The organism is Pseudomonas lini (assembly GCF_964063345.1).
In the GTDB taxonomy this organism is placed as follows: domain Bacteria; phylum Pseudomonadota; class Gammaproteobacteria; order Pseudomonadales; family Pseudomonadaceae; genus Aquipseudomonas; species Aquipseudomonas lini_B.
This window is the reverse complement of sequence record NZ_OZ061318.1, coordinates 1,673,274-1,694,462: the sequence shown is the minus strand read 5'-3', so window position 1 is coordinate 1,694,462 and position 21,189 is coordinate 1,673,274. Positions and strand designations below refer to the sequence as shown.

The following is a 21,189-nucleotide window of genomic DNA, read 5'->3' as shown; positions in this document are numbered from 1 at the left end:
GCGTGGGAATGGTCGCGCGTCAGGTGCTCTCGCGCACCTTCAATTCAAACCCCATATCTTGTACCGGTTTGCTCACTGAATTGCCGGCCAGCAAGGTCAGCATCAGCTCTGCCGAACGACGGCCGATGGCTTCTCGTGGGGTGCTGATGCTGCTCAGGCGCGGGACCATGTGGGCCGAGGCCGGCAGGTCGTTGAAGCCGAGGATCGCCACTTGTTCGGGGATCTTGATGCCATTGCGCAATGCTTCGAGCATCGCCCCCTGCGCCAGGTCGTCGTTGCCGAAGAAGATCGCATCGACATCGGGATGGCTGGCGAGCAGTTGCAGGAACAGCTCGCCCCCCAAGCCGACGGACGAGGCTCGCGGCGTCAGCACTTCCAGGTCCGGATCATACAAACCGGCCTTTTGCAGCGCGCGGCGGAAACCTTCGCCACGCAGCAGCGTGCGTTGATCCAGTTGCGCGCCGATGTAGGCCAGGCGTTTACGACCGCGGGAGAGCAAATGCCCGGCTGCGGTTTCGCCGGCGGCGACTTGAGAAAAACCGACGCAATTGAGCCCGGCCGCGCTGTCCAGTTCCATCATGTAGACGCAGGGAATGTTGCTGGCCTCGATCATTCGTCGCGAACTTTCGGTGCGGTCGAAACCGGTCAGCAGCAAGCCGCGAGGCTGATAAGCCATGTAATTGCGCAGCAGGTTTTCTTCTTCATCACGCGAGTAATGGAAGTTGCCGATCAGCACTTCGAAGCCCTTTGGTCGCAAAACCTGATGAATGGCTTCCAGCGTGTCGATGAACAGCAGGTTGGACAGCGACGGCACCAAAACCACCACGGAATGGCTCTGGGCCGAGGCTAACGCGCGGGCGGCAGGGTTGACCACGTAGTTGAGGTCGAGGGCGGCTTTCTGGACTTTTTCCACCAGTTCGGTGGCCACGGTGCTGACGCCGCGCAGCGCGCGGGACGCGGTAATCGGGCTGACACCGGCCAGGCGCGCGACTTCGTTGAGGGTAGGGCGGCCAGTGGTGCGAGTATTTTTATCGTTTTTAGGGGTGATCATCGGACGGCTTGCCAAACAAAATTCAAGGTACTAAGGTAGCGCTGTCTCGAGGCGGCTGCAAATGCATGAGCGGGGTTTGCCTGATCCTCGCTTTTTGGCATCGAGAACGAACATGCTGCAACCCACAAAAATGACAAGAAGGCGTCGGCAACTTCTGCTTTTGCACTAGAGTCTTACGTAGCAAAGGTAGCGCTGTCTGCGCGCTGAGGTGTTACATGAATCATCCCATCACCGCCCTGGTCATCATGGGCGTTGCCGGTTGCGGCAAGACATGCGTCAGCCAGTCCCTGTGCCAGCTTAGCGGCGCGACCGCCATTGAAGGCGACACTTTCCACCCTGCCGCCAATATCGAAAAGATGAGCGCGGGTATCCCCCTGAACGATGAAGACCGTGCCGGCTGGCTCGACAGCCTGTGCGATGAACTGCGCCGCGTCGATGCCAAGGGCGAGCGCCCGGTGCTGACTTGCTCGGCCCTCAAACACAGTTACCGCGAACGCTTGCGCAGTGCCTTGCCGGGCCTGGGCTTCGTTTTCCTTGAGCTGACCCCCGAAGTCGCCGCCGATCGTGTGTCTCATCGGCCGGGCCACTTCATGCCGTCGACCTTGATCGACAGTCAGTTCGCCACACTTGAATCGCCCGTTGGTGAGCCCCTGACCCTGGCTCTGGATGCTTCAAGTCACAGTGTCGATGAATTGGCCGCTCTGGCCCACCGTTGGTGGCTCGATCATGGCCTGAAACTCGCCAGTTGAGTTTTACTCCAAGAGATAGCGCTGTCCTGACGGCATTTGAATAATTGCTTTCATAACAACAACAAACAACGGAGACACCCCCCATGTTTGGCATGTCCCACGAGTCATTCCTGCTGCTAGACGCAGTGGTCACAGTGATCGGACTTATCGTCCTGATCACCAAGTTCAAGTTGCACCCCTTCATCGCCCTGATCATCGCCGCAGCCTTTCTCGGGCTGACCTCCGGTATGCCGATCGGCACCATCATCAAGGCGTTCCAGGACGGCTTCGGTGGGGTGCTCGGTTTTGTCGGGATCATCCTGGCGCTGGGCACCATGCTCGGCAAAATGATGGCGGAGTCGGGCGGGGCGGACCAGATCGCCCAGACCCTGATTCGCGCCTTCGGCAAGGACAAGGTGCAGTGGGCCATGATGTTCGCGGCCTTCCTGGTCGGCATCCCGCTGTTCTTCGAAATCGGCTTCGTATTGCTGATCCCGCTGGTGTTCATCGTCGCCCGTCGTACCGGCGTGTCGATCATCAAGATCGGTATCCCGCTGCTGGCCGGTCTGTCCGCCGTGCATGGTCTGGTTCCGCCGCACCCGGGTCCGTTGCTGGCCATCGGCGTGTTCGGTGCCGACATCGGTAAAACCATCCTTTACGGCCTGATCGTTGCGCTGCCGACGGCCATTATTGCCGGCCCGATCTTCGGTACGTTCATTGCCAAGCACATTCCTGGTCATCCGAATCAGGAACTGGTGGATCAACTGGTGCGCGATGAGGATGCAGGGGATCTGCCGAGTTTCGGCATTACCTTGGTCACCGTGCTGTCGCCCGTGTTCCTGATGCTGCTCAAGACCTTTGCCGATGTGGCGCTGCCGGACGGCAACTTCTTCCGCACCTTCATGGACCTGATCGGTCACCCGATCTCGGCGCTGTTGCTGGCATTGCTGCTGTCGCTGTACACCTTCGGCTATAAGCAGGGCATCGGTTCGCAACAGATGCTCAAATGGCTGGACGCGAGCCTTGCACCGACCGCCGCGATCATCCTGATCATCGGTGCCGGTGGCGGCTTCAAGCAGATGCTGGTGACCAGCGGTGTTGGTGATGTGATCGGTCACATGGCGGTGGCGGCACAGATCTCGCCGATTCTGCTGGCCTGGCTGGTGGCGGCGGTGATTCGCATCGCGACCGGTTCGGCAACCGTGGCAACCATTACTGGCGCGGGCATCGTGGTGCCAGTGGTGGGGATGATTCCGGGTGTGAACCGTGAGCTGCTGGTGCTGGCCACCGGTGCCGGTTCGTTGATCCTGTCTCACGTCAACGACGCAGGTTTCTGGCTGGTGAAGCAGTACTTCAACATGACCGTGGCGGAAACTTTCAAGACCTGGACCGCAATGGAAACCATCCTGTCGGTGGTGGGCCTGGGCTTCATCCTACTGTTGTCGTTGTTCGTCTGATACGATCGACAAACACAAAAAAACCGCAGCGATGCGGTTTTTTTGTGGGAACGATCAATGTGTCAGGCGTTGGTTTTGGTAACCAATCCATCCGTCCGGAACATCCCGCGAATCCCGCGTACGGCCTGACGAATCCGGTCCTGGTTTTCGATCAGTGCGAAGCGCACATGATCATCCCCATACTCGCCAAATCCCACACCCGGTGAGACACAAACCTTGGCCTCGGCCAGCAGTTTCTTGGCGAATTCCAGCGAGCCCATGTGTGCATAAGCCTCGGGAATCTTGGCCCAGACATACATCGAGGCTTTCGGGTTTTCGACCATCCAGCCCAGTTCATGCAGGCCTTTGACCAGCACGTTGCGCCGCTGCCGATACTGATCGGCAATGTCTTTGACGCACTGCTGATCGCCTTCCAGCGCCGCAATGGCCGCGACTTGCAGCGGAGTGAACGTGCCGTAGTCGTGATAGCTCTTGATCCGCGCCAGGGCGTTGACCAGCTCCGGGTTGCCGACCATGAAACCGATGCGCCAGCCGGCCATGTTGTAGCTCTTGGACAAGGTGAAGAACTCCACCGCGATGTCCTTGGCGCCGGGCACCTGCATGATCGACGGGGCTTTCCAGCCGTCGTAGACAATGTCGGCATAGGCCAGGTCGTGCACCACCAAAACGTCGTACTGTTTGGCGAGGGCAATCACCCGCTCGAAGAAATCCAGCTCCACGCACTGGGCGGTAGGGTTGGACGGGAAGCCGAGAATCATCATCTTCGGTTTCGGGATCGAGCCGCGAATCGCTCGTTCCAGCTCGGCGAAGAAATCCACGCCAGGGATCAGCGGCACCGAGCGCACCTGGGCGCCGGCAATCACGGCACCGTAGATGTGAATCGGGTAGCTCGGGTTCGGCACCAGCACGGTGTCGCCCTGGTCGAGGGTGGCCAGCATCAAGTGCGCCAGACCTTCCTTGGAGCCGATGGTGACGATGGCTTCGGTTTCCGGGTCGATGTCGACTTCGTAGCGATCCTTGTACCAATTGGAAATCGCCCGGCGCAGGCGCGGAATCCCTTTGGACGTGGAGTAGCCGTGGGTGTCTTCGCGCTGGGCGACGGTGACGAGTTTTTCGACAATGTGCGGCGGCGTGGCGCCGTCGGGGTTGCCCATGCTCAAGTCGATGATGTCTTCGCCACGACGACGGGCGGCCATCTTCAGCTCGGCAGTGATGTTGAAAACGTAAGGGGGGAGTCGATCTATGCGCGCAAAGCGGCGCGGCGAACCTTGTTCGGCCATTGTTGCCTCGGATAACGTAAGCGCCCGGAACCGTCCGAGCGACGCTGGCCACTGCGGTGGCCTGTGGCGGAATGTAAGGGCAGTCATGGCAAACTGTCTAGCCCGCGCATCAATAAATTTTTTCCAAGGATATGGTCGATGGAATTTACCAGTGGCTTCTTGTTGAGCCTTTCGCTGTGCCTGGACATTGGCGTTGCCAATATCGCGATGATCACTCTGGCGATGCAGCGCGGCTATTTTCAAGGCTTTGCGCTGGGGTTGGGGACGTGTGTCGGCGACCTGATTTACGCAGTGCTGGCATTGGCTGGCATGACCGTATTGCTGCAGTACGAGACCGTGCGCTGGGTGTTGTGGATTGGCGGGTCGGCGTTGCTGCTGTATTTCGCGGCGAAGATGATTTATTCGGCGATTCATCATGAAGCGCTACTGGCGCAAACCCCGGAGGTGGGGCACAACTCACACCGTCGCGAGTTTTTTCGCGGGATTTTTCTCGCCATGTCATCGCCCAGTGCGATTCTCTGGTTCGCCGCGGTGGGCGGCACGCTGATCGCCCGTTCCGGCGGCGGTGGCGCCCTCAGCTCGGCGCTGTTTCTCGGCGGCTTCTTGTGCGCGGGGGTGCTTTGGTGTGTCGGTCTGTGCTTCGCTGCGAGCCACGGCGGCAAATTGCTCGGTGACAAACTGCTGCGTTATTCATACATGGCATCGGCAGCGATCTTCTGCTATTTCGCGGTCTACGTGATTCTATCGGGTTATAACGAGTTCATTGGCCCAGGCGCCATCGAACAGTTGCACGCACTGTAATTGGGCGAATCGGGTTTGGCTTCTATACTCCCAGCCGAACCCCTCTTTCAGTACCAGGAGTTGAGTCATGGATGAGCAAACAGGCGTCGAAAAGATTGAGCCACGCTTCGAAAACGGGCAGTTCATGCTCATTGCGGGGCTTGGCGGACAATTTACTGCGGATACGACCAAGGCGATCCCCGACCTGTGGGAGAAATTCATTCCCGAGATTGGCAAAATTCCCGGCCAGAAAAGCGAAGTAACCTACGGCATCTGCTGCAATCCGGATGGCAAGGGTGGTTTCGAATACATAGCCGGTGTCGAAATCAGCAAGCTCGACGACCTGCCCGAGAAGTACCGCTGGATCGAAGTTCAGCCTCAGAAGTATGCAGTCTTCGAACACAAGGGCTCTCTGGATACCTTGCCCCAGACCTTTCAATACATCTGGAAAACCTGGTTGCCGAAGTCCGGTCATGAAGCGGCGGACGCTCCGGAGTTCGAACGCTACAGCGACGATTTCAACCCGAAGCTCAATACCGGCGTGCTGGAAATATGGCTGCCGCTAAAACCCTAAAGAACGGGTCGAGAGGCGGATCGATGATTCGCCTCTCGATGTCGTGTTGATGCTGATTTATGATCCCCAACCTTTCCCACGCCGATTCCGAGCTGCCATGAACACCGTCATTCGCCATGTCAGCCCCGCTGACCTGGACCGCTGCTATGCCATCGAAACCGTTGCCTACGAAGGCGATGAAGCCGCTACCCGCGAGAAAATCGCCACCCGCATCGCCACTTGGCCCGAAGGCTTCATCGTTGCTGAAGTGGATGGGGTTGTAGCCGGTTTCATCAATTCCGGTGCGGCATTTCAGGTGGAAATGTCGGACGAGGCGTTCAAGGAACTGATCGGCCACGACCCGGCCGGCCCGCACGTAGTGATCATGTCGGTGGTGGTGCATCCGGACTACCAAGGGCAGGGCCTGGCGAAACGCTTGATGAGTGAGTTCATCCAGCGCATGCGCGCACTGAACAAGGCCAGCATCCACCTGATGTGCAAAGAGCGGCACATTGCGCTGTATGCCGGGTTTGGTTTTGCCTACATCAAGCCTTCGGCGTCCGACCATGGCGGGATGGCTTGGCATGAAATGGTGTTGACGCTGTAGTGTGGGAGCGGGCTTGCTCGCGAAGAGGGCGTGTCAGTCGATATTAAAATTGCCTGATACACCGCATTCGCGAGCAAGCCCGCTCCCACAGGGGCGGTGTTAATCACAAGCCTCAATCGATTCCGACAAACCCACCGGTCTGGTGCTGCCACAACCGCGCATACAAGCCGCCATGGGCCAGCAGTTCGGCGTGGCTGCCGGTTTCGGCGATCTTGCCGTTTTCCAGCACCACCAACCGGTCCATCCGCGCGATGGTCGAGAGACGGTGGGCGATGGCGATCACGGTTTTGCCCTGCATCAGGGTTTCGAGGCTTTCCTGAATCGCCGCTTCGACTTCCGAGTCCAGTGCCGAGGTGGCTTCGTCCATGATCAGGATCGGCGCGTCCTTGAGCAGCACCCGAGCGATGGCAATCCGCTGACGCTGGCCACCAGAGAGTTTCACTCCGCGTTCACCGACGTGAGCATCGAAACCGGTGCGGCCTTCGGAGTCCGATAGCAACGGGATGAATTCGTCAGCCCGGGCCTTGCGCACCGCTTCCCAGAGTTCGGCGTCGGTGGCGTCGGGTTTGCCGTACAGCAAATTGTCGCGGATCGAGCGGTGCAGCAGCGAGGTGTCCTGGGTGATCATGCCGATGCGTTCGCGCAGGCTTTCCTGGCCGACTTCGGCGATGTTCTGTCCGTCGATGAGAATCCGCCCGCCCTGCACGTCATAGAGGCGCAGCAGCAGATTGACCAGTGTCGATTTGCCGGCGCCGGACGGGCCGATCAGGCCGATTTTCTCACCGGGTTTAATCGTCAGGTTGAGGTCGCCGATGATCCCGCTCTTCTTGCCGTAGTGGAAATCGACGTGCTCGAAACGCACCTCGCCGCGCGCCACATTCAAAGGCTTGGCCTGCTCGCGATCGGTGATGCTGACTGGCTGGGAAATGGTCTGCAAGCCGTCCTGAACCATGCCGATGTTTTCGAAAATGCCAGTGACCACCCACATGATCCAGCCAGACATGTTGACGATGCGGATCACCAGGCCAGTCGCGAGGGCGATGGCGCCCACCGTGATCAGCGACTGAGTCCACAGCCATAGCGCGAGGCCAGTGGTGCTGACGATCAGCAGGCCGTTCATGCTGGTGATGACCACGTCCATGCTGGTGACCACACGGCCGGCCAGTTGGGCTTTTTCGGTTTGTTCCTTGATCGCTTCGCGGGCGTATTGCTGCTCGAAGTTGGTGTGGGCGAACAGCTTCAGGGTGGTGATGTTGGTGTAGCCATCGACGATCCGCCCCATGAGTTTGGAGCGCGCATCGGACGACACCACCGAGCGTTCCTTGACCCGTGGAACGAAGTAGTAGAGGGCGCCGATGAAGGCGGCGATCCAGGTCAGCAGCGGGATCATCAGGCGCCAGTCGGCTTCGGCGAACAGCACCAATGAACTGATCGCGTAGATCAGCACGTGCCATAGCGCGTCCACCGCTTGCACAGCCGAATCGCGGAGCGAGTTGCCGGTTTGCATGATGCGTTGGGCGATGCGCCCGGCGAAGTCGTTCTGGAAGAAATTGAGGCTCTGTTTGAGCACGTAACTGTGGTTTTGCCAGCGGATCAGGCTGGTCAGGCTGGGGCTCAAGGTCTGGTGCACCAGCAAATCATGCAGGCCAACAAATATGGGGCGCAGGACCAGCGCAACCACCGCCATCCAGGCCAGTTCGATGCCGTGTTCCTTGAAAAAATTGACGTTGGGCGTGCCTTGGGCGAGGTCAATGATGCGGCTCAGGTAGCTGAACAGCGCCACTTCGATCAACGCGCCGAACAGGCCGACGATCAGCAGGACGGCGAAACTCGGCCAGACCTGCTTCAGGTAATAGGTATAGAAGGGGAGAACCCGATCCGGCGGAGCCGCCGTCGGTGCATCGCGGAAAATGTCGATCAGTTTTTCAAAACGGCGATAAAGCATCAGTTCTCCGCCCGCGCACGGGCTCTCCTTTAAACGATATGAGCGGCGCCGGAAGCACCGGCGGCCGCTCAAAACTCCCTGTTCAGCTTACGCTCAGTCGATGCGCTTGGCCGACTTGATGAAGACCGGGTCGGCCGGCACGTCTTTCATGCCACCGCGGGTAGTGGTTGGCGAGTTGACGATGATGTCCACCACGTCCATGCCTTTGACGACTTTACCGAACACCGCGTAGCCGTCGCCCTGGTCGAGGAAGTCATTGTCTTTGACGTTCACGAAGAACTGGCTGGTGGCCGAATCCGGGACAGACGTACGGGCCATGGACAGCGTGCCGCGCACGTTATGCAGGCCGTTTTTGGATTCGTTCTTGATCGGTGCCTTGGTTTCTTTTTGCTGCATCTGTTGAGTGAAACCGCCGCCCTGGACCATGAACCCAGGAATCACACGGTGAAAAATCGTGTTGTTGTAGAAGCCGCTGTCGACGTACTCAAGGAAGTTCTTGGTACTGATCGGCGCCTTGACCGGGTCCAGTTCGATTTCGATCTGGCCATTGGTGGTTTCCAGCAGCACGTGCGGCGCCTTGGCGGGCGTGGCGGCCATCAGGTTGGCGGCAAACAGAACGGAGCCGGCGACGAGGGCGATTTTTTTCAGCATGGGTCAGTGATCCTGAGTGGTGGTGTCGACTGCGGTGAGAAACTCGAGCAGCGTTTGGTTGAAGCGTTCGGGTTGATCCAGCGGGGTGGCGTGGCGCGAGTCGGCGATCACTACCAGCCGCGCATCGGGCAGCAGTTTTACATAGGTTTCTTTCAACGCGACCGGGGTGTAGTCACGGTCGGCGCTGACGATGAGGGTTGGACAGGAGACCTTGGAAAGTCGTTCCTGAACCCCCCAGCCAACGATGGCATCGAAGCTGGCGAGATAAGCATGTTTGTCGTTTTTTGCCCAGCGCGCCGCTATTTTTTGTCGTAACGAAGCTTGTTCGGGCTTGGGAAACAGTTTGGCGCCCAAGGCCTTGCCGATGGTGCCCATGCTCAGCGCGCGCATCAGGCTCCAGCGCTTGAACCACTGCCAGTAGTCGCTGCGGCTACGCAGTTTGACCTCGGGTGCGCTGTTGACGATGCACAGGCTCTTGAGCAATTGCGACTGATCCACGCCCAGTTGAAAACCGATCATTCCGCCCATGGAAAGTCCCACATAATGTGTCGGGCCGAGGTTCAAATGCTCCATCAACGCGACCAGGTCAGCGCTGAACCCGGCGATGCTGTAGCGCTCGCGGGGTTTGTCGGAGCGCCCGTGGCCGCGAATATCCGGGACGATCACCCGATAGCGGGCAGACAGCGCCGGGATCTGCATTTCCCAGTCCAGGGTGCTGGAACCCAGCCCGTGGACCAGCAGTAACGGCGTACCGTGGCCATATTCCTCATAGTGCAGGTTGCAACCTTCATGTTCGAAATAGGCCATGGGTACACTCCGTGTCAGGCTTGTTCAGGGGCGGCGAAAGGCGCATCCAGCGGCGCGGTATCAAAGGTGCGCAGCAGTTCGATGAGAATCTGCGTAGCCGGGCCCAAGGGTTTGTCCTTGTTCGAATACAGATAGAAGCTCGGGTTGCGGCTGCCGCCCTGATCCAACGGTAGCACTTTGAGCGTACCTTCCTTGAGTTCGCGCTCAATCATGTGCCGAGGCAGCCAGGCGAAGCCCAGGCCGCTGCTGACGAAGGTCGCGGCGGTGGCCAGGCTGCCAACGGTCCAGCGCTGTTCGGCGCCGAGCCAGCCGACGTCTCGCGGTTGTTGACGGCCGGAGTCGCGGATCACCACTTGCATCTGGCTTTCCAGGTCCTGGAAGTTCAGTTCGCGGTTCAAGCGATGCAAGGAATGCTCGGGGTGGGCCACCGCGATGAATTCGACATCGCTCAATTCCGCGCCCAGATAACCGGGAATGCTGAAACCGGTGATGGCCAGATCGGCCACGCCTTCAAGCAACACTTCCTCGACACCCGACAACACTTCTTCGCGCAGACGCACCCGGCAGCCACGGCTTTGCGGCATGAACGCAGTCAGTGCGCGGACGAGGCGGGCGCTGGGGTAGGCGGCGTCGACCACCAGCCGCACTTCCGCTTCCCAGCCCTGTTCCATGTGATGGGCCAGGTCTTCCAGTTGGCTGGCCTGTTTCACCAATTGCCGGGAGCGGCGCAGCAGTACGCCGCCGGCCTCGGTGAGCACCGCTTTGCGGCCGTCGATGCGCAACAGCGGCACGCCGAGCTGGTCCTGCATGCGCGCTACGGTGTAGCTGACCGACGATTGCGAACGGTGCAGCGCTTCGGCGGCCTGGGCGAAACCGCCGTGATCGACCACGGCCTGCAACGTTCGCCATTGATCAAGGGTCACGCGGGGCGCTTTCATGTTGAGCTCCTCTTGTCCTAAGCTGGCAGTCCTTATTGGAGGCTGCTGAATGAAAAAACTTTGTGGTGTGATGGCGGGTTGTGCGGTGTTGGCAATGCTGCCGCTGACTGCGTTTGCTTATCCGATCGACGTTCAAAAGCAATTGAACGGCTTGAGCATCGACTACAACTCGTACGACACGGATAACGACATCGCCTCCATTCAAGTGAACAACTACGGCAGCACCGATGCGATCTGCAGGGTGGTTTTCAACAATGGCCCGGAAGCGCCGCGCACCCGCACAATCGAAGTGCCCGCCGGTAAACACAAAAACGCCACCGCCAAGTTCACCCGGACCATCATCAAGATGCGTATCAACCTGACCTGCACCCCGAAATGACTCTACAACCCTGTGGGAGCGCTGTGGCGAGGGGGCTTGTCGGAACGCCGCACCGCCCCGTTTGAGTGCATGGCACTCACAAGGTTTTTGGTATATCAGCGATTTTGGGGCTGCTTCGCATCCAGCGGGGCCGTGCGGCGTTCCGACAAGCCCCCTCACCACACTAGCTCCCGCAGGGCATGCTCCGGTTATAAACGAATTTATCGATGCTTTATAGCAGTTATTTGCGCTTTTTCATCGATATGACTCTGTTTAACCTTCACTCCATCGACCTACAGCATTCTCAGATGGAGGCTACATCCCATGTCCCGCGTTCTGATCATCGAAAGCAGCGCCCGTCAGCAAGACTCGGTTTCCCGCCAGCTGACCCAGACCTTCATCAGCCAATGGAAAGCCGCACACCCGGCCGACCAGATCACCGTCCGTGACCTGGCCACCACCCCGGTGCCGCACCTGGACATCAACTTGTTGGGCGGCTGGATGAAACCTGCCGAACAACGCAATGACATCGAACAAGCCTCGCTGGAACGCTCCAACCTGCTGACCGATGAACTGCTGGCCGCCGACGTACTGGTAATGGCCGCGCCGATGTACAACTTCGCCATTCCGAGCACCCTCAAAGCCTGGCTCGACCATGTGCTGCGTGCCGGCGTGACCTTCAAGTACACCGAAACCGGCCCGCAAGGTTTGCTCAACGGCAAGCGTGCTTATGTGCTGACCGCTCGCGGTGGTATCCATGCCGGAGCCGCCTCGGATCACCAGGAACCGTACCTGCGCCAGGTCATGGCCTTCATCGGCATCCACGACGTAACGTTCATTCACGCCGAAGGCATGAACCTGGGCGGTGGCTTCCAGGAGAAAGGCCTGAACCAGGCCAACGCCAAGCTTTCCCAGGTCGCCTGAGCCGTTAATCGCCAGATAATCGCTGGATGGTCTAGTGACCTGGCGCAACCCTTCAAGCCTGTACGCGTATCGAACCTCCCTTTGCACTTGTTGCTCCTGAGTGCTCTAGCCCGATTGAACGCATTAGCGAGATCGGGCTTTTTTTTGCCTGCGATTTGCTGAGCGGACACACAACCCTGTGGGAGCGGGCTTGCCCGCGATGGCGGTGTGTCAGGCAGCATTGAAATCGACTGACACACCGCTTTCGCGGGCAAGCCCGCTCCCACAGGGTTTTGTGTGTTGGCTGACTGTCGCGATGAAGGGCAAAACCCGCTATCGTCGCCGCCATTCGAAATGAGGCGATCATGGGCTATCTACTTTTTGTCACGCTGATCCAGGCGTTTTCCTTCAGCTTGATCGGTGAATACCTGGCCGGGCATGTCGACAGTTACTTTGCGGTGCTGGTGCGGGTGCTGCTGGCGGGGCTGGTGTTCATTCCGCTGACGCGCTGGCGTCAGGTCGAACCGGCGTTCATGCGTGGGATGTTGCTGATCGGCGCGTTGCAGTTCGGCGTGACTTACGTCTGCCTGTACCTGAGCTTCCGGGTGTTGACGGTGCCGGAAGTGTTGCTGTTCACCATCCTCACGCCGCTGCACGTGACCCTTATCGAAGACGCGCTTAACCGGCGCTTCAATCCGTGGGCATTGATCGCTGCACTGGTGGCGGTGGCGGGCGCGGCAGTGATTCGCTTTGACCGGATCAACCCAGACTTTTTCATGGGCTTTTTGTTGCTGCAACTGGCCAACTTCACCTACGCCGCCGGGCAGGTGCTCTACAAACATCTGGTGGCCCGTCATCCGAGCGATCTGCCGCATTACCGACGCTTCGGTTACTTCTACCTGGGCGCGTTGGCGGTGGCGTTGCCGGCGTTTCTACTGTTCGGCAAACAGAACTTCCTGCCTGAAGCGCCGCTGCAATGGGGCGTGCTGCTGTTCCTCGGCCTGGTCTCGACCGCGCTGGGTTTGTACTGGTGGAACAAGGGCGCGTGTCTGGTGAACGGCGGGACGTTGGCGGTGATGAACAACCTGCATGTGCCGGTGGGGTTGCTGATCAATTTGCTGATCTGGAATCAGCATGAAGAATTGGGGCGGTTGTTGTTTGGTGGGTCGGTGATTTTGATGGCGGTGTGGATTAGTCGGTTGGGTGTACGCAAATTTGTGGCTATCCACTGAACCCTGTGGGAGCGGGCTTGCCCGCGATAGCATTGTGTCGGGCAATATTAATATCGACCGACATGGCCTCATCGCGGGCAAGCCCGCTCCCACAGGTTAGGGGGGGTGCTACATGATGTGTTTTTCGGCTTCGGGAATGTGGCTTGCGCCCAACACCGCCGGAAGCAACCCCGACCGCAAATCCCCACCGCTCGGCTGCTGATAAAGGCTTAAGCCAAACTCCGGCAATACCGCCAGCAGGTAATCGAAAATATCCCCCTGAATCCGCTCGTAATCAGCCCACACGGTAGTGCGGGTGAAGCAGTAGATTTCCAGCGGAATGCCCTGGGCCGTGGTCTGCATCTGGCGAACCATGCAGGTCATGTTCGGTTGGACCTCCGGGTGGCTTTTCAGATACGCCAGCGCATAGGCGCGGAAAGTCCCGATATTGGTCATGCGTCGACGGTTGGCCGACATCGCCGCGACGTTGCCCTGAGCTTCGTTCCAGGCCTTGAGTTCGGCCTGTTTGCGATTGATGTAGTCGGTCAGCAGATGCACCTGGGACAGCTTCAGTTCTTCGTCATCGCGAATAAACCGCACGCCGCTGGCGTCGATGAACAGGCTGCGCTTGATCCGTCGCCCACCGGACTGCTGCATGCCGCGCCAGTTCTTGAACGATTCGGACATCAGGCGCCAGGTCGGGATCGACACAATTGTCTTGTCAAAATTCTGCACCTTGACCGTGTGCAGGGTGATGTCCACCACGTCACCGTCGGCGCCGACTTGCGGCATCTCGATCCAGTCGCCGACCCGCAGCATGTCATTGCTGGTCAGTTGCACACTGGCGACGAATGACAGCAGGGTGTCTTTGTAGACCAACAGAATCACCGCCGACATGGCGCCCAGACCCGACAGCAGCAACAGCGGCGAACGGTCGATCAGCGTGGCGACGATGATGATCGCACCAAACACGAACAGCACCATTTTCGCCAGTTGCACGTAGCCTTTGATCGAGCGGGTGCGGGCATGTTCGGTGCGGGCATAGATATCCAGCAGGGCATTGAGCAATGCGCTGACGGCCAGCACCAGGAACAGAATGGTGAACGCCAGCGCCACGTTGCCGAGGAAATTCAGGCTGGTCTTGCTCAACCCCGGCACCAGGTGCAGGCCGAACTGGATCAGCAGCGAGGGCGTCATCTGTGCCAGGCGATGAAACACTTTGTTGTGACGAAAATCGGTGATCCAGTGCAGCGACGGCTGGCGACCGAGGATTTTGGTCGCGTGAAGAATGAGGAACCGCGCCACTCGTCCGAGCACCAGCGCCACCACCAGCAGCAACATCAGCGCGAGCGTGGAATGCAGGAGCGGATGCTGATCGAGAGCACCCCAGAGGTCTTGGGCGTTGAGCCAGAGCTGTTTGATATCCATGGGCAAAAACGGTTCTTCTATAGGACGCGACGGAGCGATTAGAGCATTTAAGACGTTCCGGATGACGTTTTTGGACAGAACGGACAACAAAAAAACCATTGTTTAGCGCCGTTTGTATAAAGAAACTCGGCCTTCGCGCTCGAAACCGTTACCCTATGCAGCTGTTTTTTTGTATTTCTTCGAGGTAGCACCCGTGTTTTCCCAATTCGCCCTGCACGAACGCCTGCTCAAAGCCGTGGCCGAGCTTAAATTTGTCGAGCCAACGCCTGTGCAAGCAGCGGCTATCCCGCTCGCGCTCCAGGGGCGTGACCTGCGGGTGACAGCGCAAACCGGTAGCGGCAAAACCGCTGCATTCGTTTTGCCGATCCTCAACCGCTTGATCGGCCCGGCTAAAGTCCGCGTCAGCATCAAGACCCTGATCCTGCTGCCGACCCGCGAGCTGGCCCAGCAGACCATCAAGGAAGTCGAGCGCTTCGCTCAGTTCACCTTCATCAAGTCCGGCCTGATCACCGGCGGTGAAGACTTCAAGGTCCAGGCCGCCATGCTGCGCAAGGTGCCGGACATCCTGATCGGTACGCCGGGCCGGATGATCGAGCAACTGAACGCCGGCAACCTCGACCTCAAGGAAGTCGAAGTGCTGGTGCTCGACGAAGCCGACCGCATGCTCGATATGGGCTTTGCCGAAGACGTGCAGCGTCTGGTGGAAGAGTGCACCAACCGTCAGCAGACCATGCTGTTCTCCGCTACCACCGGCGGTTCGGGCCTGCGCGAGATGGTCGCCAAGGTCCTGAACAACCCTGAACACTTGCAGCTGAACAACGTCAGCGATCTGAACGCCACCACGCGTCAGCAGATCATCACCGCCGACCACAATCAGCACAAAGAACAGATCGTCAACTGGCTCCTGGCCAACGAGACCTATCAGAAGGCCATCGTGTTCACCAACACCCGGGCCATGGCCGACCGTATCTACGGCCGTCTGGTGGCGCAAGACTACAAAGCGTTCGTGCTGCACGGTGACAAAGACCAGAAAGACCGCAAACTGGCCATCGACCGTCTGAAGCAGGGCGGCGTGAAGATCCTCGTGGCCACCGACGTCGCGGCCCGTGGCCTGGACGTGGAAGGCCTGGACCTGGTGATCAACTTCGACATGCCGCGCAGCGGCGACGAATACGTTCACCGCATCGGTCGCACCGGCCGCGCCGGCAACGATGGCTTGGCCATCTCGCTGATCTGCCATGGCGACTGGAACCTGATGTCGAGCGTCGAGCGCTACCTCAAGCAGAGCTTCGAGCGCCGCACCATCAAGGAAGTCAAAGGCACCTACGGCGGACCGAAAAAGGTCAAGGCCTCGGGCAAAGCCGTTGGCGTGAAGAAGAAAAAGGTCGACGCCAAGGGCGACAAGAAGAAAACCGGCGCCAAGGCCCCGACCAAGCGCAAGATCGCCAACCGCCCGAAGACCGACGCCTTGTCGCTGGTCAGCAAGGACGGCATGGCCCCGCTCAAGCGCCGCAAGCCGGAAGCGCCGGCTGCTGAATAAAGCGCGGTAGCGATCCAATAAAAAAACCCGGACAGTGTCCGGGTTTTTTACGTCAAAAGATCGCAGGCTTCGCCAGCTCCTACACAGGTTTAAGCGTGCACCTGTAGGAGCTGGCCAAGGCTGCGATCCTTTGATCTTGCCTTTTAACCCTTGGCTTTCTTCTCCGCCGATTCCAGCTCCTTGAGACGCTGATCAATCAACTGGCACTTATCCGGCAAATCCTTGCTGGCCGTCTCCAGGTCCATCTTCTGCAACTCATCATTGATCTCCTTGGCCTTGGCCGGATTCTGCTCAGTGATCTTGGCGACCTCCTTGGCCAGCTGTTCGCGCTTGGCGGTGGCTTCGTCGGGAGGGCAGGCCCAAACGGGGAGGGTGCAGGCGAGGGTGGCGGCGAGGGTGAGTTTGAGCAGGGTTTTCATAAAGTCAGGCCTCGGTTCCGGTTAAGGCGGGTTATCCGGTTGAGGGTTGAAGGGTGGAAAAAGTTCAGTGACAGAAATGGGCGACCCACAGGTCACCCGATTTCATTCACTCCGCAGCCTGCGCTACCCGTCAACACCACAAATCCCCTGTAGGAGCGAGCCTGCTCGCGATGACTGAGTGACATTCAGCTACGTAGAGCACGTGTCTTGATGCCAGCTATCCCCTTTTCTTTTTCTCAGAGGATGATTACCTTTTTTATTTAGAGCTGCTTGCCGAGCAGGCCAACAAATAGGCGTGTGAAATTCACGCTTGGTGTCTGATGACTAATCATGTTCATTTGTTGATTAGCCCTCATGAACACGGCAGTGCAAGTTTGCTTATGAAGGAATAGGGCAGCGCAATACATAAATCGTACATACGGACGTAGTGGGACTTTATGCGAGGGAAGCTTCCGTTCGGGAAACGTAGTTTTCCCCATTTTTAGTAGGGTTTTTACTTGTTGTTAAGCCTTGTTCCTACGCACTTTCCTGGTTTTTTCAGCGATTCCCTTAGTGAACAAATTTCCTATGCGATTGTCGGGCACCGGACGCAAAAACTGTGTATGGTTCGCGCCAAAATCTGTAGGGCATTTCGCTATGTCCGTTACTCTCACTTAAAGGAATTAAGTATGCGATTTTTTCGCGTGGCTTCAGTGTTGTCGTTGTGGGCGGCGGCGTTTTCGGTGCAGGCCGAGCAACTGCCCATCGAAGTGCTGAGTGCGGTGGTCAAGGACCAGAAGATCGCCGACGCCGAGCTGCTGTTGCAGCGCAACGGCGCACAAAACGTCGTGGGTCGCACCAATGCTCAGGGCCAGGTCAGCCTGACCACCGAGTTTGCCGATGATGCGGGCAATCTACTGATCATCAAGAAGCCCGGCTACTCCAATCTGGTGGTCAAGTGCCCGTGCAAGGGCATGACCTATGCCATCAGCCCGGTGATGCAGAACCTCGACGGTCTGCGCGTGGTGCTGACCTGGGGTGCGACCCCGTCGGACCTCGACTCCCACATGATCTTCCCCGGCAACAACATCTATTTCCAAAAACGGCAGGGTGACGATGCCAATCTGGATGTCGACGACACCACCAGCTATGGCCCGGAAACCATCACCCTGGAGAAGAAGCACTTCGGCGAAAGTTACGTCTACGCCGTGCATGATTTCAGCAATGGCAGCGAGTCGGGTTCGCGCGATCTTTCCAACAGCCAGGCCAAGGTGTTCGTGTACATGGGCCAGTCGCTGGTGCGCACTTACTACGTGCCGCAGAACCGCAGCGGCAACCTGTGGACCGTGTTCCGCATGACCGGCAATGGCGACTTCCAGGACATCAACAGCATTACGGGGGCCAGGGTCGATGCGGCAAACGTGTTGAACGAAGTGTCGCCGTTGCTGGATGACAGCGTTGCCCTGACGGCGGTGGCGGTCAGCGCTTCGGCACAGGCCGATGCGAAAGGCCTGAACACCAAAGGCGAAGCGGCCTACAAAACCGGTAATCTGCCGCTGGCAATCGACTTCTTCCGTCAGGCGATCGATCTGAATAACAGCTACGGTCAAGCCTACGGCAACCTGGGCCTGGCGTATCAGAAGGCCGGCAACACCGCCGAGTCGATCTGGGCCAACCGCAAGGCCATTGCCCTGGCCAGCGGCAATTCGGCCGCCACCGTACGTGCCGGTTCCTACTACAACATTGCCCGTATCTATGAAGCTGCCGGTCAGTTCCCCGACGCCCTGCGTCATTACCAGTTAGCCAAGACACAGAAAGCCAACCCGGTGTATGACACGGCCATCGAGCGCGTACAAAACCGCTGATCGCCTAGTGTTGATCTGACCCCCACAACGCGCCGCACTCCGGCGCGTTGTGCATTCATGGGGAGGTGAATCCAGGCCGGGCTCCATCTTCCTGTATCAACCCGTATTCTTTTCTACCCGGTATTTTCTCGACTCGCTAACCGCCCGAAGACCGACGCCCTGTCGCTGGTCAGCAAGGACGGCATGGCCCCGCTCAAGCGCCGCAAGCCGGAAGCGCCGGCTGCTGAATAAGGCGCTGTAGCGATCCAATAAAAACCCGGACAGTGTCCGGGTTTTTTATTGCGTAAAAAGATCGCAGGCTGCGCCAGAACCTACAGGAAGCGGGTACCCGTTAAATTGCGGATGCATGCGGTCGGTGTAGCTGGCGCAGCCTGCGATCCTTTGATCTTGCCGTTCAACTCTTGGCTTTCTTCTCCGCCGATTCCAGCTCCTTGAGACGCTGATCAATCAACTGGCACTTGTCCGGCAAATCCTTGCTGGTCGTCTCCAGGTCCATCTTCTGCAACTCATCGTTGATCTCCTTGGCCTTGGCCGGGTTCTGCTCAGTGATCTTGGCGACTTCCTTGGCCAGTTGTTCGCGCTTGGCGGTGGCTTCGTCGGGAGGGCAGGCCCAAACGGGAAGGGTACAGGCGAGGGTGGCGGCGAGGGTGAGTTTTCGAAGGATTTTCATCGGTCAGGCTTCGGGCGCCGTATCGAACGGTTAATCGGTTGAGGCCGAGCAGTTCTGAAAGTTCACACGTCATCAGTCCAACTTGCCGTAGGCATTTAACAATGACTTGGCTCTTACGGGGATTTTTCGGCCTCCGCTCAAGAAATGTCCTGCACGCCTCTCGGAACTGCCTCATATAGCCATTATCAATTGTTAAATATCCTTATCCCAAGGATCCATTATTTGACGCCAGAATAATGGCTATCTAATATCGTGCCACTATTATGATATCAGTCTCCATTCAAGGGATCGAACATGTACCCACCCGCCCTCGTGGCGAGGTTGTGCCTGGCTTTGCTGTGCCTCTCTCCGCTAAATCTTGCTCACGCCGCCCCCACCCCCGGTGAAACCGATCTGATCCGCGAACGTCAGGATCGCTTGCTCGAAGAGCAGCGTCGGCGTCTCGAGGAACTCAAGGAATTACCCGGCAAGGAAGCCAAACCCACGCAACCGACGGCCCCCGCCGACGCGCGTTGCTTCCCCATCAAGGACATCGAACTCAAAGGCGCCGACAGTCTCTCGGACAGCGAGAAAAATCGCCTGCTCAAGCCTTATATCGCCCAGTGCCTGGGTGTCACGCAGCTCAACGAACTGCTGAAAGTGATTACCAATTACTACATCGAGAAAGGCCTGGTCACCAGCCGCGCGTACTTGCCGCAGCAGGATTTGTCCGGTGGGCATCTGAAAGTGCTGGTGGTCGAGGGCCGGCTGGAAGGGGTGAAGGGCGCGGAAGGCAGCAAGCTGTCAGACCGTGAGTTGGGGATGGCTTTCCCCGGCAGGAGCGGTGACCTGGTCAATCTGCGGGAAATCGAGCAGATGGTCGATCAGCTGAATCGCTTGCCGTCGAATCAGGCGCAGATGGAATTGTCGCCGGGCAAGAACGTTGGTGGCAGCGAAGTGTTGGTCAAGAACACGCCGCAGAAGCCTTGGCGCGCCGGGTTGTCCCGTAGTAATGACGGCCAGCGCAGCACCGGCGAGCAGCAGTGGGGCACGACATTTGATTGGGACAGCCCGCTCGGCCTGGCTGATCAATTGATGTTGCGTGGCGGTCACGATGCGATGACCGATCACCAGCACACCTCCAACAACGCGATGCTCAATTACAGCCTACCGTGGGGCTGGTGGAATTTCAGTTACACCTACAGCCAGAGCGAATACCGCTCGCAAGCGCAGGCCAACGGTTTCAATTTCAAGCAGACCGGCGACAGTGAAAATCATCAACTGCATGCCGAGCGGGTGATCCATCGCGATGCCGTAAGCAAGACCTCTCTCAGTACCGGTCTCTCGTACCTGCGCACCAACAATTTCATCGAAGACAGCAAGCTCAAGCTGAGCAGCAATCGCATCAGCGAAGCACAGTTCGGCATCAACCACGGTCGGCGGGTCGGCAGCGCGTTCGTCAACCTCGACCTGGGGATGCAGGAAGGCATCGGCGCGTTCGACGCTCAGGGCAACGGGCACCCGGGCCCCGGCGAGCCGGACGCGCGTTACCGCAAATACACCGCCACCGCGAGTTATTTGCAGCCGTTCAAACTGTGGGGCGAGTCGTTCAGTTTCAGCAGCCTGATGACCGGCCAGCGCAGCGAAGATGTGCTGTTCAGCCCGCAGCGCACCAGCCTCGGTGGGCAGTCGTCGATCCGTGGTTACAAAGATCAATCCTTGTCTGGCGACAGCGGCGGCTACTGGCGCAACGACTTGCGCTGGAGCCGTCCGGTGGCCCTGGAATGGCTGCGCCCGGTGTTCGCCGAATACGGCACCAGCCTCGGTTACGACCAGGGTGTGATCCGTGGCGATCGCTACAACGGCGATCAGCACGGGCGCATGTCCAGCAACTCGGTGGAGTTGTTTGCCCGTGGTCAGCACCTGGCCGCCAGCGTGACCTTTGCTCACTCCCTGGAACGCCCGGACACCCTGACCGAGCGTGAAGCGCCGATCTATTTTCGCGTGGATTTCTTCCTCTAAATTCCGCTTTAACGAGAT

The 21,189-nt window shown here is 58.6% G+C and carries 21 protein-coding genes; 12 read left to right on the top strand and 9 right to left on the bottom strand.

Features of this window, described 5'->3' with window-relative positions:
* Nucleotides 1–19 precede the first annotated feature (19 nt).
* Complete coding sequence (locus tag AB3226_RS07655) at nt 20–1,051, bottom strand: LacI family DNA-binding transcriptional regulator (RefSeq protein ID WP_367372633.1); 1,032 nt, start codon at nt 1,049–1,051, stop codon at nt 20–22.
* Between the two features lie 215 nt (nt 1,052–1,266).
* On the opposite strand from AB3226_RS07655, the gene AB3226_RS07650 reads away from it, so the two are divergent.
* Both AB3226_RS07650 and AB3226_RS07645 read left to right on the top strand, forming a co-directional pair.
* Nucleotides 1,267–1,800 (top strand): gluconokinase, encoded by a 534-nt coding sequence (locus tag AB3226_RS07650; RefSeq protein ID WP_367372632.1) that lies wholly within the window; start codon nt 1,267–1,269, stop codon nt 1,798–1,800.
* A gap of 83 nt (nt 1,801–1,883) precedes the next feature.
* Nucleotides 1,884–3,236 (top strand): GntP family permease, encoded by a 1,353-nt coding sequence (locus AB3226_RS07645; protein WP_367372631.1) that lies wholly within the window; start codon nt 1,884–1,886, stop codon nt 3,234–3,236.
* 62 nt (nt 3,237–3,298) lie between these two features.
* Here the strand turns inward: AB3226_RS07645 and alaC are convergent, their stop codons facing one another.
* Entirely contained in the window at nt 3,299–4,516 is a 1,218-nt protein-coding gene (gene alaC, locus AB3226_RS07640) for an alanine transaminase (protein WP_367372630.1), read from the bottom strand.
* Between the two features lie 138 nt (nt 4,517–4,654).
* Between alaC and AB3226_RS07635 the strand changes: the two genes are divergently transcribed.
* The 3 genes from AB3226_RS07635 to AB3226_RS07625 all read left to right on the top strand — a co-directional run bounded on the left by AB3226_RS07635 (nt 4,655) and on the right by AB3226_RS07625 (nt 6,456).
* The gene (locus tag AB3226_RS07635) at nt 4,655–5,317 is read left to right on the top strand and encodes a LysE family translocator (RefSeq protein ID WP_367372629.1); all 663 of its coding nucleotides are present in this window, start codon (nt 4,655–4,657) and stop codon (nt 5,315–5,317) included.
* Nucleotides 5,318–5,384: 67 nt separating this feature from the next.
* Nucleotides 5,385–5,870: a GyrI-like domain-containing protein gene (locus AB3226_RS07630; RefSeq protein WP_367372628.1), complete on the top strand. Its 486-nt coding sequence runs from the start codon at nt 5,385–5,387 to the stop codon at nt 5,868–5,870.
* Nucleotides 5,871–5,967: 97 nt separating this feature from the next.
* The gene (locus AB3226_RS07625) at nt 5,968–6,456 is read left to right on the top strand and encodes a GNAT family N-acetyltransferase (RefSeq protein ID WP_367372627.1); all 489 of its coding nucleotides are present in this window, start codon (nt 5,968–5,970) and stop codon (nt 6,454–6,456) included.
* A gap of 112 nt (nt 6,457–6,568) precedes the next feature.
* On the opposite strand, the gene AB3226_RS07620 is transcribed toward AB3226_RS07625, so the two are convergent.
* The 4 genes from AB3226_RS07620 to AB3226_RS07605 form a co-directional block, all read right to left on the bottom strand.
* Nucleotides 6,569–8,401, bottom strand: a complete 1,833-nt coding sequence (locus AB3226_RS07620) for an ABC transporter ATP-binding protein (RefSeq protein WP_367372626.1) — start codon at nt 8,399–8,401, stop codon at nt 6,569–6,571.
* Between the two features lie 93 nt (nt 8,402–8,494).
* A complete protein-coding gene (locus AB3226_RS07615; protein WP_008013582.1) occupies nt 8,495–9,052 on the bottom strand; it encodes a peptidylprolyl isomerase A in 558 nt (185 codons plus the stop codon).
* Between the two features lie 3 nt (nt 9,053–9,055).
* On the bottom strand, nt 9,056–9,859 hold the full coding sequence (locus AB3226_RS07610; protein ID WP_367372625.1) for an alpha/beta fold hydrolase: 804 nt from the start codon (nt 9,857–9,859) through the stop codon (nt 9,056–9,058).
* A 14-nt stretch (nt 9,860–9,873) separates the two neighbouring features.
* Complete coding sequence (locus AB3226_RS07605) at nt 9,874–10,797, bottom strand: LysR family transcriptional regulator (protein WP_008069097.1); 924 nt, start codon at nt 10,795–10,797, stop codon at nt 9,874–9,876.
* A 49-nt stretch (nt 10,798–10,846) separates the two neighbouring features.
* Here AB3226_RS07605 and AB3226_RS07600 point away from each other — a divergent pair, with 49 nt between their 5' ends.
* The 3 genes from AB3226_RS07600 to AB3226_RS07590 all read left to right on the top strand — a co-directional run bounded on the left by AB3226_RS07600 (nt 10,847) and on the right by AB3226_RS07590 (nt 13,290).
* The gene (locus AB3226_RS07600) at nt 10,847–11,176 is read left to right on the top strand and encodes a 3-phosphoglycerate kinase (RefSeq protein WP_367372624.1); all 330 of its coding nucleotides are present in this window, start codon (nt 10,847–10,849) and stop codon (nt 11,174–11,176) included.
* A gap of 303 nt (nt 11,177–11,479) precedes the next feature.
* On the top strand, nt 11,480–12,079 hold the full coding sequence (locus AB3226_RS07595) for an FMN-dependent NADH-azoreductase (RefSeq protein ID WP_258620587.1): 600 nt from the start codon (nt 11,480–11,482) through the stop codon (nt 12,077–12,079).
* A 344-nt stretch (nt 12,080–12,423) separates the two neighbouring features.
* Nucleotides 12,424–13,290: a carboxylate/amino acid/amine transporter gene (locus AB3226_RS07590; protein WP_367372623.1), complete on the top strand. Its 867-nt coding sequence runs from the start codon at nt 12,424–12,426 to the stop codon at nt 13,288–13,290.
* Between the two features lie 108 nt (nt 13,291–13,398).
* On the opposite strand, the gene AB3226_RS07585 is transcribed toward AB3226_RS07590, so the two are convergent.
* Nucleotides 13,399–14,697, bottom strand: coding sequence for a mechanosensitive ion channel family protein (locus AB3226_RS07585; protein WP_367372622.1), 1,299 nt, complete (start codon nt 14,695–14,697; stop codon nt 13,399–13,401).
* 193 nt (nt 14,698–14,890) lie between these two features.
* Between AB3226_RS07585 and AB3226_RS07580 the strand changes: the two genes are divergently transcribed.
* The gene (locus tag AB3226_RS07580) at nt 14,891–16,237 is read left to right on the top strand and encodes a DEAD/DEAH box helicase (protein ID WP_090181378.1); all 1,347 of its coding nucleotides are present in this window, start codon (nt 14,891–14,893) and stop codon (nt 16,235–16,237) included.
* 143 nt (nt 16,238–16,380) lie between these two features.
* Here AB3226_RS07580 and AB3226_RS07575 read toward each other — a convergent pair whose 3' ends face one another.
* Nucleotides 16,381–16,656, bottom strand: coding sequence for a hypothetical protein (locus AB3226_RS07575; protein ID WP_367372621.1), 276 nt, complete (start codon nt 16,654–16,656; stop codon nt 16,381–16,383).
* A gap of 320 nt (nt 16,657–16,976) precedes the next feature.
* On the opposite strand from AB3226_RS07575, the gene AB3226_RS07570 reads away from it, so the two are divergent.
* Nucleotides 16,977–17,048 (top strand): hypothetical protein, encoded by a 72-nt coding sequence (locus AB3226_RS07570; protein WP_367375769.1) that lies wholly within the window; start codon nt 16,977–16,979, stop codon nt 17,046–17,048.
* 276 nt (nt 17,049–17,324) lie between these two features.
* A complete protein-coding gene (locus AB3226_RS07565) occupies nt 17,325–18,500 on the top strand; it encodes a hypothetical protein (protein ID WP_367372620.1) in 1,176 nt (391 codons plus the stop codon).
* A gap of 394 nt (nt 18,501–18,894) precedes the next feature.
* On the opposite strand, the gene AB3226_RS07560 is transcribed toward AB3226_RS07565, so the two are convergent.
* Nucleotides 18,895–19,170 carry a hypothetical protein gene (locus AB3226_RS07560; protein WP_367372619.1) on the bottom strand — a complete coding sequence of 92 codons (276 nt, stop codon included), beginning with the start codon at nt 19,168–19,170 and terminating at the stop codon, nt 18,895–18,897.
* Between the two features lie 294 nt (nt 19,171–19,464).
* Here AB3226_RS07560 and AB3226_RS07555 point away from each other — a divergent pair, with 294 nt between their 5' ends.
* Nucleotides 19,465–21,171, top strand: a complete 1,707-nt coding sequence (locus AB3226_RS07555; RefSeq protein WP_367372618.1) for a ShlB/FhaC/HecB family hemolysin secretion/activation protein — start codon at nt 19,465–19,467, stop codon at nt 21,169–21,171.
* Nucleotides 21,172–21,189: the final 18 nt, after the last annotated feature.

Bases quoted from the DNA above. Each gene is read 5' to 3' on its own strand.
- AB3226_RS07565 (WP_367372620.1), top strand. From the start codon at position 17,325: ATGCGATTTTTTCGCGTGGCTTCAGTGTTGTCGTTGTGGGCGGCGGCG.
- AB3226_RS07575 (WP_367372621.1), bottom strand. From the start codon at position 16,656: ATGAAAACCCTGCTCAAACTCACCCTCGCCGCCACCCTCGCCTGCACC.
- AB3226_RS07560 (WP_367372619.1), bottom strand. From the start codon at position 19,170: ATGAAAATCCTTCGAAAACTCACCCTCGCCGCCACCCTCGCCTGTACC.
- AB3226_RS07595 (WP_258620587.1), top strand. From the start codon at position 11,480: ATGTCCCGCGTTCTGATCATCGAAAGCAGCGCCCGTCAGCAAGACTCG.
- AB3226_RS07625 (WP_367372627.1), top strand. From the start codon at position 5,968: ATGAACACCGTCATTCGCCATGTCAGCCCCGCTGACCTGGACCGCTGC.
- AB3226_RS07610 (WP_367372625.1), bottom strand. From the start codon at position 9,859: ATGGCCTATTTCGAACATGAAGGTTGCAACCTGCACTATGAGGAATAT.
- AB3226_RS07645 (WP_367372631.1), top strand. From the start codon at position 1,884: ATGTTTGGCATGTCCCACGAGTCATTCCTGCTGCTAGACGCAGTGGTC.
- AB3226_RS07605 (WP_008069097.1), bottom strand. From the start codon at position 10,797: ATGAAAGCGCCCCGCGTGACCCTTGATCAATGGCGAACGTTGCAGGCC.
- AB3226_RS07650 (WP_367372632.1), top strand. From the start codon at position 1,267: ATGAATCATCCCATCACCGCCCTGGTCATCATGGGCGTTGCCGGTTGC.
- AB3226_RS07630 (WP_367372628.1), top strand. From the start codon at position 5,385: ATGGATGAGCAAACAGGCGTCGAAAAGATTGAGCCACGCTTCGAAAAC.
- AB3226_RS07620 (WP_367372626.1), bottom strand. From the start codon at position 8,401: ATGCTTTATCGCCGTTTTGAAAAACTGATCGACATTTTCCGCGATGCA.
- AB3226_RS07635 (WP_367372629.1), top strand. From the start codon at position 4,655: ATGGAATTTACCAGTGGCTTCTTGTTGAGCCTTTCGCTGTGCCTGGAC.
- AB3226_RS07600 (WP_367372624.1), top strand. From the start codon at position 10,847: ATGAAAAAACTTTGTGGTGTGATGGCGGGTTGTGCGGTGTTGGCAATG.
- AB3226_RS07615 (WP_008013582.1), bottom strand. From the start codon at position 9,052: ATGCTGAAAAAAATCGCCCTCGTCGCCGGCTCCGTTCTGTTTGCCGCC.
- AB3226_RS07555 (WP_367372618.1), top strand. From the start codon at position 19,465: ATGTACCCACCCGCCCTCGTGGCGAGGTTGTGCCTGGCTTTGCTGTGC.
- AB3226_RS07585 (WP_367372622.1), bottom strand. From the start codon at position 14,697: ATGGATATCAAACAGCTCTGGCTCAACGCCCAAGACCTCTGGGGTGCT.
- alaC (WP_367372630.1), bottom strand. From the start codon at position 4,516: ATGGCCGAACAAGGTTCGCCGCGCCGCTTTGCGCGCATAGATCGACTC.
- AB3226_RS07655 (WP_367372633.1), bottom strand. From the start codon at position 1,051: ATGATCACCCCTAAAAACGATAAAAATACTCGCACCACTGGCCGCCCT.
- AB3226_RS07590 (WP_367372623.1), top strand. From the start codon at position 12,424: ATGGGCTATCTACTTTTTGTCACGCTGATCCAGGCGTTTTCCTTCAGC.